This is a genomic window from Streptomyces sp. NPDC057428, from assembly GCF_042803195.1.
Lineage (GTDB): Bacteria > Actinomycetota > Actinomycetes > Streptomycetales > Streptomycetaceae > Streptomyces.
Map to the genome: position 1 here is coordinate 1 of NZ_JBHVCT010000207.1, position 2,092 is coordinate 2,092.

The following is a 2,092-nucleotide window of genomic DNA, read 5'->3' on the forward strand; positions in this document are numbered from 1 at the left end:
CCTTGCATCCAGGGCGCCCGCACCCCAACAACCTCACGCAGGGTGACGGACGAGCCCACCCGTCGCCATCGCACCCCCACTAAATTCGAAGACCCACCTTCCCGGAACCCCCCGGCTTGGGGATCTTGCGTTCCCGCACCGGCTGGGGTCGAAACGAACCATCCTTCAGACTGGTCCGCAGGTCGTCCAGAAATCGGAAGACCCCGATCTGCTCTTCAACATGGTTGACGGTGACGCCGTCCATGCCCGCAGTTCGGGCTCCCTTGTTGCCAGCGACCCGATTGAATGCATATCGCAGCGTCATCGGGTCGAGCACGAAATTGAACAGGTCGTCGAACCTGCGGCCAGGATCGGCCGCCGCCCAACGGTGAAGCTTGGTCTGCATCCCCGATACCCGCCCATCGGACCCTTCCGGGTCCTCAACAGACGCGGCGCCACCATTCAGCGGTGCGTCTTTCGGCATTACAGCCTCCTTCCCTTCTCGATACCGCTGCCGCCCTTCCCCATGTACGCGCCTCTCGCGCGCTCGGAGTACTACGGCGGCTCCGCCCCGTCCCGGCTCGATCGGCCGACGATGAACCCAGCCCATCCACCAGGACGGATCCCTGGCAGAGGGCGAGAGCCGGGACGGTTCCCGTGTTCACTGCAACTCGCTCGACGGAGTAGGAGCCCAGCTCTGTCCCTGCGGCCTCGCCACGGCTACCCCGCAGCACTTCACCGTGGCCTCCCGACGGGCATGTCAAAGCCCGCCTGGGAGTTCCCCGCTCCGGTCACCCGGTTCGAGGACGCACCGCATCCGGCCCATATCTGCACAGGTTTGAGCCGGCGGGGGGTTGAGAGACGTAAACGCTGGTTCCTCTCGTACTCCTCTCCATCACGCTTGCCGGACCCGAACCATCTGGCAGTTCTGGCCCGTCCCGGCTTTGTCGGGGCCGCTCTCACCCTCACCGGCATCCCCCGGATCAGGCTGCCCCCAGCTTCATCACCCTGCTGCGACAGGGACGATGGCGACGGTCTCTCACCTCCGCACGAGTTCACAGCGCCTCACGGCGCACTGACACCACCCCCCAGGTCATGCCTCGACAGGGGGACACAGTCATACCGGCCCGGAGGCCAGCGGCCCCATTGCAGGACCGCGAAAAACATAACTGTGAGAGTTCTCCTGCAGCCCGGGATGGATGCTGCCGGACATCGGCGCCGACCTGGCCCACCCGTTGGCTTGATCAGCAGCTTGTCCGCCTTGCGGCGTGACTCATCACAGTTTTGCCACGCGGTGACTCCATCCAGGCCGACGCCGACCACAGTCGTCCGCCCATCAAGGGGAACAACCGAGTGGCCATCCTCGCAGAACAGGTCGACGGCGTCATCGGCGTTGATACCCACCGGGACACCCTCGCAGCAGCTGTCAGCCCCATCCGGGCAGTCCTGGCCAGCACCGACTCCCCGGCGAATGACCGCGGGTACCGCCGTCTGCTGGACTTCGGCCGCGAGCGCGTCCCGGGACGCCGCTGCTGGGCTCTGGAAGGCATCGGCAGCTACGGCGCCGGCCTGGCGTCCTTCCTCAGCCAGGTCGGCGAGCACGTCGTCGAGGTATGTCGGCCCAAACGGACCGCCAACCGGGGCGGACGAAAGACCGACATGCTCGACGCCATCCGCGCCGCAAAGGATGCCCTGTCCACCGAGCACCTGATCCAGCCTCGGCTCCGCGGTGAGCGCGAAGCACTACGCGTTCTTCTCGCGACCCGCCAGGGCGCGGTCCTCGCCTCCACGGCAGCGATCAACCAGCTCAAGGCCCTGTTCATCTCCGCGCCCGACGACCTCCGCGCCGAGCTGCGGAAACTCAAGCGCCCAGCACAGATCACCCACTGCGCTCAGATCCGGGACCGCCCCGGCCAGGACCTTGAACACCGGATGACAGCACGGGCGCTTCATTCCACCGCCCAGCGCGTCCAGTCCCTGCAGGCCGAGGCCAAAGACCTCGGAAAGGAGATCCTCATCGTAAGCATTCAGCGTGACCGCGTTGCGTGACGGTTTCGGGCATGGGGTGACGGCCGGTGACCGGTGGTCAACGGCTGGGGTGTGGGCGGTCAGA

The 2,092-nt window shown here is 66.3% G+C and carries 2 protein-coding genes; one reads left to right on the forward strand and one right to left on the reverse strand.

Annotated features, from left to right (window positions below):
• Window positions 1-79: 79 nt before the first annotated feature.
• Window positions 80-463: a hypothetical protein gene (locus ACFU5K_RS31740; RefSeq protein WP_384068172.1), complete on the reverse strand. Its 384-nt coding sequence runs from the start codon at window positions 461-463 to the stop codon at window positions 80-82.
• An 869-nt stretch (window positions 464-1,332) separates the two neighbouring features.
• Here ACFU5K_RS31740 and ACFU5K_RS31745 point away from each other — a divergent pair.
• A complete protein-coding gene (locus tag ACFU5K_RS31745; protein WP_384068174.1) occupies window positions 1,333-2,028 on the forward strand; it encodes a transposase in 696 nt (231 codons plus the stop codon).
• Window positions 2,029-2,092: the final 64 nt, after the last annotated feature.